The 14,362-nt window shown below is 53.8% G+C and carries 15 protein-coding genes; 8 read left to right on the top strand and 7 right to left on the bottom strand.

The genetic code is table 11. From position 1 onward, the window contains the following. Positions 1-51: 51 nt before the first annotated feature. Positions 52-471, top strand: a complete 420-nt coding sequence (locus AC3WOK_RS19125) for a GNAT family N-acetyltransferase (RefSeq protein ID WP_447854874.1) — start codon at positions 52-54, stop codon at positions 469-471. Here the strand turns inward: AC3WOK_RS19125 and AC3WOK_RS19120 are convergent. Further along, the gene (locus AC3WOK_RS19120) at positions 468-1,115 is read right to left on the bottom strand and encodes a TetR/AcrR family transcriptional regulator (RefSeq protein ID WP_447854875.1); all 648 of its coding nucleotides are present in this window, start codon (positions 1,113-1,115) and stop codon (positions 468-470) included. The two genes, AC3WOK_RS19125 and AC3WOK_RS19120, sit on opposite strands and share 4 nt — an antisense overlap. A gap of 93 nt (positions 1,116-1,208) precedes the next feature. On the opposite strand from AC3WOK_RS19120, the gene AC3WOK_RS19115 reads away from it, so the two are divergent. Next, the gene (locus AC3WOK_RS19115; protein ID WP_447854876.1) at positions 1,209-2,693 is read left to right on the top strand and encodes an MDR family MFS transporter; all 1,485 of its coding nucleotides are present in this window, start codon (positions 1,209-1,211) and stop codon (positions 2,691-2,693) included. A 188-nt stretch (positions 2,694-2,881) separates the two neighbouring features. Continuing rightward, positions 2,882-3,682 carry a lipoprotein NlpA gene (nlpA, locus tag AC3WOK_RS19110; protein ID WP_063957959.1) on the top strand — a complete coding sequence of 267 codons (801 nt, stop codon included), beginning with the start codon at positions 2,882-2,884 and terminating at the stop codon, positions 3,680-3,682. A 12-nt stretch (positions 3,683-3,694) separates the two neighbouring features. On the opposite strand, the gene AC3WOK_RS19105 is transcribed toward nlpA, so the two are convergent. Both AC3WOK_RS19105 and AC3WOK_RS19100 read right to left on the bottom strand, forming a co-directional pair. Continuing rightward, positions 3,695-4,375, bottom strand: a complete 681-nt coding sequence (locus tag AC3WOK_RS19105; RefSeq protein ID WP_447854877.1) for an EAL domain-containing protein — start codon at positions 4,373-4,375, stop codon at positions 3,695-3,697. Between the two features lie 69 nt (positions 4,376-4,444). After that, positions 4,445-5,056, bottom strand: a complete 612-nt coding sequence (locus AC3WOK_RS19100; protein WP_072250557.1) for a helix-turn-helix transcriptional regulator — start codon at positions 5,054-5,056, stop codon at positions 4,445-4,447. 457 nt (positions 5,057-5,513) lie between these two features. On the opposite strand from AC3WOK_RS19100, the gene AC3WOK_RS19095 reads away from it, so the two are divergent. Then, positions 5,514-6,179, top strand: a complete 666-nt coding sequence (locus AC3WOK_RS19095) for a LuxR C-terminal-related transcriptional regulator (protein ID WP_072250558.1) — start codon at positions 5,514-5,516, stop codon at positions 6,177-6,179. Positions 6,180-6,202: 23 nt separating this feature from the next. Here the strand turns inward: AC3WOK_RS19095 and AC3WOK_RS19090 are convergent, their stop codons facing one another. The 4 genes from AC3WOK_RS19090 to AC3WOK_RS19075 are packed head-to-tail and all read right to left on the bottom strand — an operon-like array spanning position 6,203 to position 11,120. Continuing rightward, positions 6,203-7,267, bottom strand: coding sequence for a fimbrial protein (locus AC3WOK_RS19090; RefSeq protein WP_047347476.1), 1,065 nt, complete (start codon positions 7,265-7,267; stop codon positions 6,203-6,205). 12 nt (positions 7,268-7,279) lie between these two features. Continuing rightward, positions 7,280-9,775 carry a fimbria/pilus outer membrane usher protein gene (locus AC3WOK_RS19085; protein WP_063430913.1) on the bottom strand — a complete coding sequence of 832 codons (2,496 nt, stop codon included), beginning with the start codon at positions 9,773-9,775 and terminating at the stop codon, positions 7,280-7,282. 15 nt (positions 9,776-9,790) lie between these two features. Beyond that, the gene (locus tag AC3WOK_RS19080) at positions 9,791-10,483 is read right to left on the bottom strand and encodes a fimbrial biogenesis chaperone (RefSeq protein ID WP_059310287.1); all 693 of its coding nucleotides are present in this window, start codon (positions 10,481-10,483) and stop codon (positions 9,791-9,793) included. A gap of 52 nt (positions 10,484-10,535) precedes the next feature. After that, a complete protein-coding gene (locus AC3WOK_RS19075; RefSeq protein ID WP_059310288.1) occupies positions 10,536-11,120 on the bottom strand; it encodes a fimbrial protein in 585 nt (194 codons plus the stop codon). 374 nt (positions 11,121-11,494) lie between these two features. On the opposite strand from AC3WOK_RS19075, the gene AC3WOK_RS19070 reads away from it, so the two are divergent. The 4 genes from AC3WOK_RS19070 to AC3WOK_RS19055 all read left to right on the top strand — a co-directional run bounded on the left by AC3WOK_RS19070 (position 11,495) and on the right by AC3WOK_RS19055 (position 14,362). Continuing rightward, entirely contained in the window at positions 11,495-12,295 is an 801-nt protein-coding gene (locus AC3WOK_RS19070) for a transcriptional regulator (RefSeq protein ID WP_063432248.1), read from the top strand. A gap of 4 nt (positions 12,296-12,299) precedes the next feature. Further along, positions 12,300-12,785, top strand: a complete 486-nt coding sequence (locus AC3WOK_RS19065) for a FidL-like protein (protein WP_074164749.1) — start codon at positions 12,300-12,302, stop codon at positions 12,783-12,785. A gap of 230 nt (positions 12,786-13,015) precedes the next feature. Next, a complete protein-coding gene (locus AC3WOK_RS19060; protein WP_059310291.1) occupies positions 13,016-13,639 on the top strand; it encodes a common pilus major fimbrillin subunit EcpA in 624 nt (207 codons plus the stop codon). Positions 13,640-13,684: 45 nt separating this feature from the next. Next, complete coding sequence (locus tag AC3WOK_RS19055) at positions 13,685-14,362, top strand: EcpB family pilus assembly chaperone (RefSeq protein WP_059310292.1); 678 nt, start codon at positions 13,685-13,687, stop codon at positions 14,360-14,362.

Below are 14,362 nucleotides of genomic sequence, written 5' to 3'. Positions count from 1 at the left end.
GAAGGTTAAGCTGTGAGATATTCAGATTGCGTGGAAAATAAGGAGAGAAATATGCACCTGAGCATAACAGATAATGTTACACCCGCAGAAAAAGAAGAGTTATTAACGGGACTGAGAGCGTATAACGCGCGGTTTTTAGATCTGGCGACCTTTAGCGGCGATATGGGGGTGTACGTACGAGACGAAAAAGGCGTCATGCTGGGCGGCTTGATCGGCGTGCGGAAAGGCGACTGGCTGAATATTGATTTTCTCTGGGTGAGCGACACCGTGCGGGGCACCGGCGTGGGCAGCCAGCTCATCAAAGCGGCCGAAGAGGAAGCCAGACGTAAAGGCTGCAAGCACGCGCTGGTGGATACCGTCAGCTTCCAGGCGCGTCCGTTCTACGAAAAACAGGGCTACCAGCTGCAGATGTCCCTCCAGGATTACCCCTATGCGGGTATGCAGAGACACTATCTGGCGAAGGCGCTCTAGCCGCCGATCCCGCTGCCAATCACCGCGAGCGCATGACGCACGACAACATCTGGCGAGAGGGCTTTCAGCCTCTCGTCATTACGCATGCGTGAGAACGGGACCAGCACCAGGCTCAGCAAGGTCGTAAACAGCAGCTCGGGTGCCAGCGCCTGATTCAGCTTCCCTTCCTGCTGCCAGCCTTTGAGGGTAGCGAGCGTCGCCTGATACTTCTCATCACCAAACCGCGCCTGCAGGTGGGTGCGCAGTACCGGCATTTCGCCAATCACCTCCTGCATCCACAGCGGCGCAAACCAGTGATGCTGTTCCGCCAGCTCGGCCAGCACCTTAACCATTTCCGTCAGGGCGTTGACCGGAGAATCCTGGTTATCGGCGAAAATCGTTCCGATCCTCTCGCGTAACGGCAGGAAACGCTCCTCAATCATCGCATCCAGCAGCTGCTCCCGGGAGTTGAAGTAGTAGTGCAGCATTGCGGGGGTCACGTCCGCCTCTTTGGCTATCGCATTTAACGACGTGTTGGCGATCCCCTGACGGGAAAAAAGGGTCAGCGCGATGTCCAGCAGCTCTTCGCGGCTGGCGGTGGCGCGCTTACCGCCGCGAGGGCGGCCCGGACGGCGCGGTTCAGAATTGTCCTTTTGTGCTGGCATGGCCACAGTATCTCTTGATCTTATTCATCACTTCCACAAATATTAATTATACGATTAATTAATTTCAAGTAATGTCTTATGGAGTCCGACGTAATGGCTCAACCCGCGCAGAAAGCGCCGTCGATCAAGCTGCTGTTCAGCGCGCTGCTGCTGGTGATGCTGCTCTCCGCGCTGGATCAAACAATTGTCTCCACGGCGCTGCCGACCATTGTCGGCGAACTGGGCGGCCTGGATAAACTCTCCTGGGTGGTCACGGCCTACATCCTCAGTTCCACCATCGTGGTGCCGCTGTACGGAAAGTTTGGCGATCTGTTTGGGCGTAAAATCGTCCTGCAAATTGCCATTGTGCTGTTCCTTGTGGGCTCGGCGCTGTGCGGGCTGGCGCAAAACATGACTCAGCTGGTGCTGATGCGTGCCCTGCAGGGGCTGGGCGGCGGCGGCCTGATGGTGATCAGCATGGCCGCCGTGGCGGACGTGATCCCGCCAGCCGATCGCGGGCGCTATCAGGGGCTGTTTGGCGGCGTGTTTGGGCTGGCGACGGTCATCGGGCCGCTGATCGGCGGGTTTATCGTCCAGCACGCCTCCTGGCGCTGGATTTTCTACATCAACCTGCCGCTGGGGCTGTTTGCGCTGCTGGTCATCGGCGCGGTATTTCACGGCAGCGCGCGGCGCAGCAAGCATGAGATTGACTATCTGGGGGCCATTTACCTCAGCATGGCGCTGCTTTGCATCATCCTGTTCACCACCGAAGGCGGGACCGTTCGTCAATGGAGCGACCCACAGCTGTGGTGCATTCTGGCCTTTGGCCTGACGGGCATTGCCGGGTTTATCTACGAGGAGCGGCTGGCGTGGGAGCCGATTATTCCGCTGTCGCTGTTCCGCGACCGTAGCTTCCTGCTCTGCAGCCTGATTGGCTTTATCATCGGCATGTCGCTGTTTGGCTCGGTGACCTTCCTGCCGCTGTATTTGCAGGTGGTGAAAGACGCCACGCCAACGCAGGCCGGTTTGCAGCTCATACCGCTGATGGGCGGGCTGCTGCTGACCTCGATTATCAGCGGGCGCATTATTAGCCATACCGGGAGATATCGCCTGTTCCCGATCCTCGGCACCCTGCTCGGCGTGGTGGGGATGTTTTTACTGACGCGCATTTCGCTCACCTCCCCAACCTGGCAGCTGTATCTGTTTACCAGCGTGCTGGGCATGGGGCTGGGTCTGGTGATGCAGGTGCTGGTGCTGGCGGTACAGAACAGCGTCTCTGCCGAGCAATACGGGGTGGCGACCTCTGGCGTCACGCTGTTCCGCTCCATCGGCGGGGCGATCGGTGTTGCGCTGTTTGGCGCGGTGTTCACCCATGTTCTTCAGGCGGGGCTGATGGACAGGTTGCCTGAAGGGGCAGAGCTGCCGCGCGAGCTGAACCCGACCGCCATTCATCATCTGCCTGACGCCCTGAGGCTGGACTACCTTGATGCGTTCGGCTCGGCCATTCATGCGGTGTTCCTGCTGGCGGCAGGTATTATGGTGCTGGCGTTTGCGCTGTCGTGGTTTTTACGCGAGGCGCCGCTGCGCCGGCAGGCGTGATGCCCATCGCCCGGTGGCGCTTTGCTTACCGGGCCTGTAACACCTCCGCGCGCAGGCCGGGTAAGCGCAGCGCCACCCGGCAACAGACCGCATATAACTTATCCTTCTTATTGATTCTTTTTCGGTTTTTATTTCAGCGTCTCGTTGTCGATATAGTCACTACATCATTTATCAAAAGGAACTGTCTTGTGAAACGTCGATTGGGTGCTCTGGTTCTCGCGGGTCTGCTGCTGGCAGGATGCGATCAAAGTGGCAGCGATGCCAAACACATTAAAGTCGGCGTCATCAATGGCGCTGAACAGGACGTGGCGGAAGTTGCTAAAAAAGTGGCAAAAGAGGAATATGGCCTCGACGTGGAGCTGGTGGGGTTCAGCGGTTCGCTGCTGCCCAACGATGCCACCAACCAGGGGGAGCTGGATGCCAACGTCTTCCAGCATCGCCCGTTCCTCGCAGAAGATAACAAGGCGCATAACTACAAGCTGGTGGCCGTGGCGAACACCTTCGTCTTTCCGATGGCCGGCTATTCCCGCAAAATCAAATCCGTGTCCGACCTGAAGGACGGGGCGACCATTGCCATTCCTAACGACCCAACCAACCTCGGTCGCGCGCTGCTGCTGCTGCAAAAAGAGAAGCTGATTACCCTGAAGCCGGACGTCGGTCTGCTGCCGACGGCGCTGGATATTACCGTAAACCCTAAAAATCTGAAGATTATGGAGCTGGAAGGGGCGCAGCTGCCGCGCGTGCTGGATGACCCGAAAGTGGATGTCGCCATTATCAGCACCACCTATATTCAGCAAACCGGGCTGTCGCCGGTGCATGACAGCGTCTTTATTGAAGACAAAAACTCCCCGTACGTGAACATTGTGGTCACGCGCGAAGACAACAAAGACGCGGAGAACGTGAAGGAATTTATCCAGTCCTATCAGTCGCCTGAAGTGGCAAAAGCGGCTGAAACGATTTTTAACGGCGGGGCGGTACCGGGCTGGTAAAGCCACCGGTCTTTACGCCGTCACGCTGGCGTCTATCCGGCTTTCCGGCCAGAGAAAACCCTGGCCGAACCGGGCTCCCGACGCGCGGGCTCGCTGTAAATCCTGCGCGGTTTCAATCCCTTCAACCACGACAGCTCTGGCAATGTTATCTCTGACGAAGTGAACGAATGCGTCAAACCGGGCAGCGGCGTTGAGCTCTGAGCGGTCAAGCTTGATGCCGTCAACCGGCAGGGCAAGTCGCGCATAGTCGTCGGCCAGCTCGTACGTCAGGTCGTCCAGCCAGATTTTCCAGCCCGCCGCCTTAAGCCGGTGCAGGTTTTTGTGGATGTCGCGTTGCTCCGCGGTACTCATGCGGGTCAGGGTTAGCGGGTCCTGAATCTCAATCGTTAAGCGCTGCTGATGGCGTAGGGCCAGTAACAGCTCGATGGCTTTGGGGTCAAGCAGCCGATCGGCCGGAAAATTTAGCCAGTACTGGCCTTTGTCCGGCCTCCGTAACAGCGTGTTTGCCTGCCAGAAAAAGATTTGCAGCGCACAGCGGGCGGGCAGCGAAGCGAAGAACACCTCCAGATTGACGTTGTGGATCTCCACAAGAACCTCATGCGCCACGGCCTGGCCGGAATGAAAATCCACTAAAGGCTGAAACCGCAGCCCCGTAATGGTATGCAGCATGGGAGAGGGTAGAACGGTGTACATGACGAGACCCTGAGAAAAAAAGGTTCCCGCGGACACGGGAACAAAGGCAAACGACACACGGTCGGGAAGTTAATTCAAGATCCAGCGAATGCTCTGATAGAACGAGGGGCCCCGGACGGCCTTGAGCTTATTCATGGCGTTGTTTTTGTAGAAATAGACCAGCCTGACGTTGCAGCCCAGCTGGCGGGCAATTTGCTTGGTTTTCAGGTTACATGAGTAGCCCCGAAGCACGCTGGCTTCCTCATTAGAGAGCCTTGCAGGGCGCTGTCGCGTCGTAATGCTTACGTTGTAATGGTTTAACGCCTTTGGTGTCTGGCTCATCAGGATTTGCCACATCGCCTTGATGTCCCCCAGCGAAACGCGCTTATTGATGACGCCATCCACATGCTTAAACTTCAGGAAACCGGCGGATAACGAGTAGATATAGATCCTCGCATCAGGCTGTATTTCTTTCATGCGCAGGATGTCTTCATTTGGCGTAATCACAAAGCTTCCGGTATTCAGCGGATCGTAAATTACGATATCCCACGTCCGTTCGCTGAGAAGAAAATCTTCAATATTGCTAAACCCATGGAAAATAACATCCCGATGCTCGTCAGGTTCGCGGTTACCAAGATATTGCAGTCCAATCATTGTGAACTCGCAACTATCAACAACGGCCACATATATTTTTTCTTTCATGGTCATTCTCCTTTAGCTAAGCACCAGGTCCCTGTAAGCAAAACGGTCATTCGAATGGAGTGGTCACCCGTTAATTGGTGGTGGGATGATGCGTAAAAGGTATGCCAGAGGAACATATCGAGTAAAGAGGATGTTTTTTATTAGAGGGAAATAAAATTCAAAAAATATTTTAATGTCAGAACCAATATGTTTAATCTTCTTATAATATTGCAAACAGGTTTTTATGCTGAAAAATAACGAAAGTTAAGATTTGGTCTGGTTCGGAATGGCCGCGCAGGCCAGTTTTTGCGTGGGTTATGCCTCTTTCTGTCCAGGAAATCCTTACCTCAGGCTATTGTTTTCCCCCGTTGCGGATTTTTATCGGACCAGGCGTTAAAATCCTGGCGGGAATAAGTTGTGAGCGTGGTTTTATTAAATTACTATCTCTCTCCTTTATTCGCGTTAACAATGAAATAATATGATTTATTCTGAATTAACCGTCAGGGTTATTGTGTTTTATCGGGTCAATATTCTGCAGGAGATGATAAGCGATGCGCTGCAGAAATTACTGCCTGAATATTCCCTGCGCATATCGATAGTTGAATCAACAGAGCAGCTCTTTGATGCGATTATCGATCGCCAGGTCGATATGGTGATAACCGAGTTCAGCTATCTGTTTAATCATAACGCCTGGGGAGTGCAAACCAGTAACAGGCTTAATATGTTGTGTCATACGCATAACGTAAAGCGCGTGCTTTTTGTTCCGGAATTACAGTACGGGTTATTAAAAAAAGTGCTGGAGATGAAGTACGAGCTGACGCTTTCTCTGCAGGACGAGCCCGGGGAGCTGAAAACGGAATTACGGGCGCTGCTGACGACAGAGGACGTTAAGCCGCGGATCTCATCCTTTTTGAAGGGGATGATGCGCGCCGGCGCGCGATCGCGCTCGGTGCTTTCCGCCCGGGAATGGGAGGTTCTTCATCTTATTGTGGAAGGCTACACGGTGACGGAAATTGCCCAGCTGCGAAGCCGCTCTGCCAGTACCATCGCCACCCAAAAGCACAATGCGATGAAGAAGCTCAACCTCGCCAACCACAGTGAACTGATCAGGTACCTGCAGATGGCGGGGAAAATCGGGAACTAAGCGATGATGTCCCGGACTGCGTATTACGGATAGATAATATTCAGCGTGGCCGAGGTATTCAGCTTGCCCTGGGTGACCTTCCCCGGCGCCCAGACATAGTACGACGCCGCCATCGGCAGGGTGAAGGTCTTGTTCAGTGCCCCGCCCGCCGCCACGCTAAACAGCAGCGTGGCGTTACCACGGCTGGTGGTGGAGGTTGAGAAAACAACCGGCAGCTGCGGGTTGTTCCGCTGAATCAGCCGCAGGCCAACGCCCTGCGCGGCGCTGCTGCTGGTATCAACTAGCACCGAGCTGTCGGTGGAGAGCAGTTGATTGCTGGAGAGGAACATCTCGATGGCCCGGTCAGAACTGCCGTTCGCGCTCAGGTTCTGGCAGCTCATGTTAAGCGTGAAGGGGGTCAGCCCTGGCTGAGAAGAGGCGCTAAGCTGGGGAATGCCCAGCGTAGGCAGCGTCACCGTCAGCCCCGCGTTGTCAAACGAGCAGGTCGTCAGCTTCGGCGCATATTTGATGGTCATCGGCTGACCAAACATGTCGCGGTTATCGTATGGCCACTTAAAGCCGTTAAACAGCCACTGCACAATTTTCACCAGCTGGTTTATCGGCCAGGTAATGATCTCCCACAGCGACATGCCGCTCATATCGCTGACGAACAGCACGTCGCTCATGGTCGCCGTGTCGCCCGTAAGCGTGGTGCCGCTCTGGTTTACCAGCGTAAAGCGCACGGTGAAAGGGGTATTCAGCTCAGAAGCCGTATGGTTACCGCTGGCGGCCAGCGTCTTGTTGGGATGCGTGCTGGTGATCTCCGCCCGCACCATATATTTATTGTTGCTGAAGCCCAGAATGGTGGCGTAGTTACTGTCGGTCGAGAGGATCGGCGTATAGGAAAACTCGCTGTTGCCGGTTGAGCAGTTGAACGACCCGCTGTACTGGGTGGTGAAGCTTCCGGTCCAGGTTGGCGTGGCCGGCGTGAGCTTATCCGACAGGTCGACGCTGATTGGCGGGCCATAGGAAATGCTGCCCCCGGAGCAGGTGGCATAGCTTGCCCCGCTGACGCAGGCGAGAAACAGAAAGGTCAGTAACCGTATCATGTTGATGTTCCGTTAGTTATGGCAAACAGAAGGCGGGCTTTCCAGCCCCCACGCCGGTGCGGCGATATTGCAGTTTCCGTCACGCAGGTGGACGTTAAGCGCGCGTGGCGGCTCTTCCGCGCGGATGTAGAGCACGCTGGCCTGGCCGACATACCCCACCGACTCACCGCGCTCGTTCAGCACTTCGGTACCAAACGGCAGCGGCGCCCCGTCTGGACGGGTGGCGCGAAGCATCCAGGACTGGCGCTGGTCGGTGTCGAAGCGGATGTAATTCACCGCGCCATCGTACGGGGCGACGTTAGCGATGTTGCCGCGCACTTCTGCCCCACGGCTGTTCGCCGTTTCGGACAGGGTAATGGCGTTTTTACGGTACGGCGTGGCGTAAGGGACCAGCGCCACGCCGTCACGGTTGGTCACGATACTTTCATCTCCGTTGACCATCAGTCCTTCCGCCTTAGGGGCATCGACAATCGTCATGGTGGTGCCGGTTTCGTTCGAGGCAAGCAGATGCCACGGCACGGCGACCAGGCTGCCGCGCCCGTTCAGCCCGGTCTGGCGGTAGTCGGAGGACTCGCTGTATGAACCCCCCAGCGTGGCGAAGTTCGAACGGTATGCGGTATTCACGCTGGCCGTGTTGTTCCCGCCCCGGGCATTGCTGCCGGAGAGCGTATAGCTCAGGCGGTTCGACTCCAGCGCGTTGCCGCTTATGCTGATATTGCTCTGCTCATAATGCGAGTCGCTGGCCGTCAGGCTGGAGGTGATCCACGCGTTGTTATCAAACGCTGAGAACGGCAGGCTGAGGGAGAGGTAAAAACGCGTCTCCTCTTCACGCTCGCTGTTGCGCACCCGGCTGGCGGAGACGGTGTAGCTGGCCCGGCCGATGGCGTTGGAGTAGCCTGCCTGATATTCGCGCGAGGTTTGCGTGGCGTTCCAGTAGTCGCGCTGCGTGCCGGAGATAAACACCGTGCCCCAGTTATTGAGCAGACGCTGGTTCAGGTTAAGGGTGAAGGTATTTTTAGGCTGCGCGGCGCGCAGGGCATCCCAGGTGCTCATCGTCATCTCCGGGGCGACCCCGAAGCGATCCTTATAGTCGTCATACTGCGCTTTCAGGCGCTGATACCCTTCGCGGGAGTAGAGCGCGTCGCTAAAGCTGTAATAGCCTTTTGTGGAATAGCGGTAGGCCGCCAGCGTGAAGTTGGTGGCCGTCGTATCGATAAACTTACTGTACGACACGCGAAAGCTTTGGCCGCTGTCGGTTCTGTCCTGCAGCGTCGTCTTGGCATGGGTGACGTCCACGGAGACCGCGCCGAACGGCAAATTCCAGCCGGTGCCGATAAGCCCGGCCTGATAATTGTCGCTCACGATCGTACCGGTATACCCGGTTATCAGGTTATTAAAGCCATAGCGCAGCGTGGCCTGCAGGAAGGCCGGTTCCGCCTCGACGGTGTTCTGATGCACTTTACCCGCGATCATGCTGTACTCGCTCACGCCCTCTTTGAGCATGCCGGGCACGGCAGAGAAGGGCACCGTGAAGGATTGCTGTGAACCGTCAGCTTCGCGCACGACCACCAGCAGATCACCGGCCGATCCGGTCGGCTGAATGCTGTCGAGGGTAAACTGGCCCGGCGGAACGTTTTCCTGATAGATGACGTTGCCGTTCTGGATCACTTTTACCAGGGCGTTGGTGCGCGCCACCCCGTGCACCACCGGCGAAAAGCCTTGCTGCGAGTTGGGACGCATTTTGATATCTGACGCCAGCGAGACGCCGCGCACGCGCAGGGAATCAAACAGATCGCCCGGAATATAAAAGTCGCCCAGCGTCAGGTTAGATTTCAGCGCCGCCAGCGGGCGACGCAGGTAGCGGGTATTGTTTTGCCAGCTGCTGTCGCCGCTTGCGGATTTGCGCCAGGTGCTGCTGTCGCGAAACTGCCAGCCCAGCAGGTTGGCACCGGAATCCAGCCCGGCGTAAAAATCGTCGTTGGTCTCTTTCGCTGAGCCTTTCGTCCGCGTGTTGTACCAGGTGGTGTTCCAGGAGAGCATGAGCGCCGGGATCCCTTCATCCCAGAACTGAGGCGCAACGTAGCCCTCTTCCGTGTGCAGCACGGCCGCCTGCGGCACGGTGAGCGCCAGGCTCAGGGTGCCGGTATCCGTTTTCACCTCGCCACCCTGAACGAGATCGTGCAGTTGCACCTGTCCCTGAGCAATGGCGGGCGCCGGAATCGCTTTGGTGTTGATCCCCAGCATCAGGGCATCTTTCCATGCAAGGCGAACGTCATCACGCTGTTCGCCATAGGTCACCGTGTAGCGTCCCTTCCAGTCCCCGTTGACGTAAATATCCATCTCCTGCGGGCCGGCAGGCATGGCGTTGTTTTCGTAAAAACGTGACAGATCGGACTCGCCGGATGCGCCAGCAAGCAGGGAAGTATCAAACGATACCGCACCCGATTTATGCGAAAGCAGAAGCGAGCAGACAGCCAGCATGCAGAGCCTGTTTTGTTTCAATTTCATGGCGAGTCTTTCCGGTCACTGGCTGATAAGCGTGCGGGTTTTGTAAGCACCCAAATCGTCTACATACATCAGCTGGTAGGTTTGGCCGCGCGTCACCGCGCTTTTGGTTGCCACGGTGAGCTGACCAAATGGCGATACCATCGGTGATTCCTGCAATAATTTGCTTTTACCCTGAGAAATATTGGCAACGGTAATATGGAAAGGGCTCTCATTTACGATGCGGAACTGTTTGCCGCTGGCAATCAGCGTCAGTTTTCCCGTCGCGTCGTCCAGCGTGCCGGTTAACGCGGCCGGGCGGTAAAACATTTTGATGCGAGATTTAATCGCCAGTTGAACGGTATTCTGGTTTTGCACATTTTCCGGCTTCGGTGGAATATCAAGCACGTTCAGGAAAAAGACCGACTCGCGATCGGCAGGCAAATTGGCAGGCAGCTTTTTAATGCGCAGTTGCTGACCATTATGTTCGTTGACCTTCACCACCGGCGGGGATAAAAGAAAAGGTACTTTTGCCGTTTCCGGCGTCGAATTAATATCGCCGTCATCGATCCATGACTGCACCAGCGCAGGGGCATCTCCCGTATTGATTAACTGAACAATAACCTCTTTGTTATTCTCAGGATAAAGAACACGCGTGCCATTAATAACAATATTGGCCCATGAGTAGCCCGTGCCGAGCAGCAGGAATGCCAGCAAAATAACCTTACGCATAATGGTAACCTTAAAAACAGGCTCCGCAGAAACGAAGCCTGATTAACTGAAATTACAGGTAGGAAATGGTGTACGTCACGTTAGAGCTCAATGCACCGACCGTTGCGGCAGCGGCATTGGTTTTATAGTAATAAACGTCCAGCGTCAGCGTTTCAGAATCTGGCGCCGCTGCAGTACCCATAATGCTGGTGGTGTAAGCCTGATTGAGCGTAACAGGCGTTGATTTACCCGGCTCCACTAATGCGAAACCTACGTTACGGGCCACGCTTGCGTCACTTTCATTGACGCTGTTATTCAGCAGGTATTTACCGTCGGTAGAAATATTATCGGCGCTGGAGAAGTACACTTTCAGCGGCGTGCCGGTCGTGCCCGCAGCAGGCGTACAGCCCGAGAAGGTTAACGAAATGGATTTTTTATTTTTCGTAATCAGGCCAACCGTAGTTCCGGCATCCTTAACCGAAATTGGGGAGAGGGCGACGGTCATATCCGCGCTTTTTCCGCCATTAATCGTACAGGTGGTATCGGTAATCGCACCGGTAAAGTTAATTACGCCACCTGCTGAGTTATCAGCGGCAATCGCCTGAGTAGAAGCAATGGCTGCGGCAAGCACAGATACGGTCATGATCGTTTTGAACATGATAAACTCCATAATGTTTTGTTTTGTATAAAAAAGAATATTTCCCGGCTGCGCAACACACTGATATCGGCTAACCCGCATAGCGACCTGAGTACGAGCCTTGACGATATTATGTTGCATCAAAAAGATACATAACAAAACATTATTCCGATTGTGTGCATATTATAAGATTATAATCTTGTTATAATGTTTTTTTTAAGATCATAACCTAAACACCTTCATTCGGAGTTCCTGATTAATGAATTAATAATTGTTAATTTATGAAGTTTTCTATGCCGCTTGCTCAAATAATATTTGATGACTTGACCACACACTCTTTAGACCTATTATTGCGAGACAAATACAGTCGTTAAGAACAGTGGTGTAATAATCATATGAAGTATCTTATTGATCTCGCAATGCTTTATGAAGTGGACTCCGGTGTGATCATGATTAATGGAGAAGAGGAATCTTCCATTAAGTTATCCAACCAGGCGGCACGGTTGCTATATGAACTTATCATTAATAATGGGAAAACCCTCGACAGGGACGATCTGATTAAGAAAGTATGGGAAGACCGCGGGTTTTCCGGCTCCTCGGTTAGCCTTAATGTTGCCATAAGTGAAATTAGAAAAGCCTTTCGCAGTTTAGGCCGCGATCCTCTGTTGATTAAAACAATTCGTGGTAAAGGATTTAGCCTGGCCGCGCATATAGAACATCACACGGTAAGGCCACCCGTCTCTGCCCCGGAGAAAATCGTGGCGGAAGCGCCCGACGTGGTAACTCAACAGCGAGACCCGCCTGCGCGCCTGCGTCGTCGGGACAGCGGCTTTACCACGCTGTGCGTAATGGCGCTGGTCGTCATTGCCGGCATTGCTGCGCTTTTTTTCTATCAAAACATGCGCGTGGCAGAGCGCCCGAAAGAGTCTGATATCCATCTGCTGGGCAAAATCGAGCGCTGTACGGTTTATCTTATCGACAAAAATATGTATCAGCCGCAGCAGGCTTACTTTGAGCGGGCCAAAGAGGTCATCGCTCATCAACAGATCGACTGCGAACATCAGGACGCTGACGCGTATTATTCAAAATTTAAAAAGTCACAGCTGGAAAATGATTTCCTGGCTGTCTGTTATCTACAGGATAACGTCGATAGCTACAAAAACTGCATCTCTTACAGAAGCCTGACAGGGAGTTAAGATCGTGTCGAAGTTAAATCTGAGCATAGTATTAGGCGTGGTCGTGCTCCTTTCTGGTATCGCCTTTCTTCTGTTTCACCCTGAAAGAACGCAGGAAGAGGGATTTGGCTGTCAGTCAGATACGGTTTCCTGGAAAAAATACTCCACGGGAGAATCAGCAGACATGTCCTTAACGACGCTGTTTCTTTTTAACAGCAACGATATTGTCACGGTGATCCACAAGGGGGATTTTACCCGTGGTGACAAGCGCTATTTGATAGATCGAAACTATGTGCTCAATGTTGAGAAAGTGGCCGGCAGCGATATTTTCTATATTAAAGGAAAGAAACTGAATAAATCTGAAGATGATGTTGCACCGGACGGCATCGTCAATGAGTTACTGCTGGACAATATCGACTTCTTTTATGTTACCCGGGTTAAAAGTCATGCCTGGCTAATTAAAGGACTGGTATTGCCTATAATGATGTGCGTGGCCGTGCCGACATCCTGATATTACGGCAAAGTAATAAGAATAGATGTTTGTCTATTAATCAAGAAGTCTCAAGTTTATTCATTATGTAACAACAAGATGCAAATGCATTCTGTTTTTTTTCGTCCTTTCCCGTGGGCAGGATGAAATTTTCTGTATTGCCTCGTTATTTTTGGGGTGACTATACTCCGCCTCGAAAAAGGGGCTCCCCTTTTTTAAACATCTGGATTCTTTTTTGAAGGACTAAATAAATGAACAAACTGAACGCTATCGTTCTGGGCTCACTGCTGTCTCTTTCTGCCCTGAGCGCTGTTAATGCAGCGGAAACTACCGCTTCTGCAACCTGGCAGGCTTCTGCAACGAAAGACAGCGATTCCGATCTGGTTGTCACGCCGACGCGTGCCCTTAACTTCGTTTATAGCGCAAGCTCGAAAGCCTTTAACACCGACACCGGTCTGTTTGATGTGGCTATTCGTGGTGACCACTCTTCAGCGACCAGCTTCAAACTGGAAGCGATTGTTGACGACTCTGACAACACCCTGTTCAGCGTTGGCGGCGAATCAACCAAGCTGAAAGTGGGCGCGCGCTTTGGCGGGACCGATCTGGGCTCAATCGGTGGCACAGTGGGTGCGAAATCAACGGCATGGACGACCCTGGTTGACTCTTCAAACAACACCGGCGTCTCTTCTGGCCTGTGGAACCTGACCACCAGCGCAGGCGCGGCGGCGAATACCGAAGTGACCGGCCAGGACAAATTTGTGTTCTACGTCGATTCTGCACAGGACAGCACCGGTGCGGCGAAAGAGTTCAAAGACCTGACCAACAGCCTGTGGGAAGGTACTGTGTCCGTTGCGTTCCGCGCAACCTGGGGCTAAGAGCTGACAGTTACAGGGGCGTAAGCCCCTGTTTAGGGAAATATCATGTTTAGCCTCAAACCCATCTTCTTCTTTTTACTCTTTGTCTCTTCCTCCGCGCTGGCAATTAATGTGGGCAAAGTCACCACCATTATTCCTGCCGATGCCGACTCCACCGCCAAGGAATTAAAAAACGAAGCGGACAGCGTGCGCATTATTTCCATCAGCGCCCAGCGTATCAGCAGCCCGATGGATGAAGGCATTGTCATTAACCCGGAGAAAATCGACGAACTGCTGCTGACGCCCACGCGCATGGTCATGCCCGCCGGCACCAGCAATATCGTCAAATTTTACTACCACGGCAAGGCCGATGACCGGGAGCGCTACTATCGCGTGACCTTCATTGATGAAGGGGTCAGCGAAGATCTTGATAACGGCTCGCAAAAGAATGGCAAAGGGATGACCCGCGCCGTGGTGAGCACCATTCTGGTGGTACAGCCCCGGAAGAAGAACGTCGATTACGTCTACGTGGCCGGAAAAATAACCAATAAAGGCAATACCGCGTTTCGCGTGAATGCGAGCGGGACATGCCTGAAACCCAACCCGGAATCACCGACCACGCCGTGCGTTAAAAACTTCTACCTGATGCCGGGTACCTCACGCGCGATCGACGATATCAACGTTACGGACAGCCATTTTCATCTTGGAATTTGGGACCTGAAACAGTTCATTCCTGTTAAGTAA

It is taken from the genome of Enterobacter sp. FW301-JW81, from assembly GCF_058788735.1.
Note: the sequence above shows the minus strand (reverse complement) of the source record. Positions and strands in the feature narration are given on the sequence as shown.